The organism is Pseudomonas sp. P5_A2_2 (genome assembly GCF_054177685.1).
In genome coordinates, this window is sequence record NZ_JBGCUL010000845.1 from 1 (window position 1) to 1,938 (window position 1,938).

Annotated in this window: 2 protein-coding genes and 1 pseudogene; 2 read left to right on the forward strand and 1 reads right to left on the reverse strand. The window is 59.8% G+C overall.

What is annotated here, in order from left to right; translation table 11 throughout:
• Positions 1–459, forward strand: a pseudogene (locus ACXRVY_RS26445) (hypothetical protein); the annotation flags it as partial.
• Positions 460–603: 144 nt separating this feature from the next.
• Positions 604–1,128, forward strand: a complete 525-nt coding sequence (locus ACXRVY_RS26450) for an SET domain-containing protein-lysine N-methyltransferase (protein ID WP_223461074.1) — start codon at positions 604–606, stop codon at positions 1,126–1,128.
• A 6-nt stretch (positions 1,129–1,134) separates the two neighbouring features.
• Here ACXRVY_RS26450 and can read toward each other — a convergent pair whose 3' ends face one another.
• Entirely contained in the window at positions 1,135–1,779 is a 645-nt protein-coding gene (can, locus tag ACXRVY_RS26455; RefSeq protein WP_223461073.1) for a carbonate dehydratase, read from the reverse strand.
• Positions 1,780–1,938: the final 159 nt, after the last annotated feature.

The following is a 1,938-nucleotide window of genomic DNA, read 5'->3' on the forward strand; positions in this document are numbered from 1 at the left end:
GTGCGTAACTGGATCAAGCAACAATACGGGCCGACCGTGAACGTGCTGGGTCTGGCGACGATCAGCCCGAGTGACGGGGTGAACGTGCGGGTGCTGGGTTCCAACCACCCGAGCTACATCTGGTACGCCGCCGATCCGGCGAACTATTCCGGCAACGATGCCAAGGCCAAGGCCGATGCGGCGGGCCTGAAAGTCATGGGCCAGGATTTGAGTGCCGCGTGCTGGCAGGCCGTCATGGGCCGTCAACCGGACAGCAATGCCGACGTCGAGCTGAAAACCTGCACGCAAACCTGGCAAGTGGCCGAGAAAGAAAAAACCTGCGCGCTGTTCTACACCTCGATTCGCAACCTGACGCCGGGACAGGCTGCGGCCAAATGCTCGACTGCACCGATCCAGCTGCAGCTCAAACAGCTCAAGGCGCCAGCGCCAACCACTGCCCTGCCCGCTCCACCGCTATAAACCGATTGATGGCAGTCGACCTGTCAGTTATGACAGTAGACCGCCCGCAGTATCTGCGAGAGGCTTGGGCCGTACCCATGTGTTGCTGCGCTGACAGGATCGTCAGCCGATGGAAGTCGCAGCAGCCAGCCGACAAGGATCGTTATGAAAGCCAATGCACAGCGCAAGTCTCTCGCACCACCGCCGCAGGGTGTTTATCCTTTTGTGGAGTTGCCCCTTCACCTCGGATTTCCATCCCTGGCCGATTTCGAGATTCTCTCGAATGACAAAGGCACGCCGATGGCCGTAGCAGCGCTGCGCGAATTTCCCCGCATCAGTCGAATCTGCCGGGTATCGGGGCATTTGCTGCCCTATCGCAGCCGACATACCCGCCAGCTGGCGCCCGCTGTTCACGTCTATGACCCGCGCTTCTGCGGGCTGCTGCGCCACTCCTGCGACCCGAACGTGTTTCTGGACATGAGTGAGCTGTGGTTATGGGCGCTGAAGGACATTCAGAAAGGCGACTGGCTGTCGATGGATTACGCTGCCACGGAAGACAAGCTGCTGCGCCAGTTTGCCTGCCACTGCGGTTCGTACAACTGCCGGGGCTGGATCACCGGCTACGATGAGACGCCGAACGCCGACGGCCAGCTGTTTTTGCAACAGTGGCGTCGGCAGAGTCTGCGCTGAGGGACTTTACAGGGGCTCGAACGGTCGCAGGCGGTACTGCGGTGGCAGTTGCTCGAAACCGCTAATGGTCGCATTCAGGCTCTTCCAGCGGCCATCCTTGATGCCATAAATGCAGCCGTGGATCGACAGGCTCTGCCCGCGGTGCCAGGCGTTTTGCACAATGCTGGTGTGACCGACGTTGGCCACCTGCTGAATCACGTTGAGCTCGCAAAGACGGTCGACCCGTTCTTCTTCGGTGGCCAGTTTGGCCAGTTCTTCGCGCTTTTCGTAATACAGGTCGCGAATCGAGCGCAGCCAGCCGTCGATCAGGCCGAACTGACGATCCTGCATCGAGGCGCGCACACCACCGCAGCCATAATGACCGGTGACGAGGATGTGTTTGACCTTGAGCACATCGACCGCGTACTGAATCACCGACAGGCAGTTGAGGTCGGTGTGCAGCACCACGTTGGCCACATTACGGTGTACGAACAGATCGCCCGGCAGCATGCCGACGATCTCGTTGGCCGGCACCCGGGCATCGGAACAACCGATCCACAGGTACTCCGGAGTCTGTTGGCGAGCCAGCTTGGCGAAGAAGTCAGGATCTTCCTCCTTGATCGCAGCGGCCCAACGCTCGTTGTTATCAATCAGATCTTGTAATTCGTTCATGCAATGAAGCCTCGAGAATGATGCGCTGCTTTGACAGACGACCGCCCGTCGGGGTCACGCGCATAATGCAGTTGCCCCTGATGCCCTGATTCCTGCTACGGCCAGCCGACGCTCCATGCCGGTGGAATTCTCATGAACCCGATGGGTCCACCCTAGTAA